This window comes from Streptococcus mitis (assembly GCF_001074635.1).
GTDB classification, from domain to species: Bacteria; Bacillota; Bacilli; order Lactobacillales; family Streptococcaceae; genus Streptococcus; species Streptococcus mitis_E.
This window is the reverse complement of sequence record NZ_JUQO01000200.1, coordinates 1-231: the sequence shown is the minus strand read 5'-3', so window position 1 is coordinate 231 and position 231 is coordinate 1. Positions and strand designations below refer to the sequence as shown.

Annotated in this window: 1 protein-coding gene; it reads right to left on the bottom strand. The window is 47.6% G+C overall.

Annotated features, from left to right (window positions below; genetic code table 11):
* The coding region (locus tag ADI58_RS08680) for a Rib/alpha-like domain-containing protein (protein ID WP_049522260.1) at positions 1-231 on the bottom strand (231 nt) is incomplete at both ends.

The following is a 231-nucleotide window of genomic DNA, read 5'->3' as shown; positions in this document are numbered from 1 at the left end:
GTGACTTCATCGACTGTTCCGTCTGGATAGGTCACTAAGGCTACACTTGGATGACTTCCTGGGGTGTTGACGACTGGTGTGTCTTTCCATGTGACCCTTGTGCCTTCTGGTAAGCCAGTTTTGGTTACACTTGTTTCTGGATCTGGTACGTGACCATTGTCAACCGTTTGGGCTTTTGGTTGTGGATCGTAATCGTCTTTTTGTGGCGTTACTTCAACCGTTACGGTTACT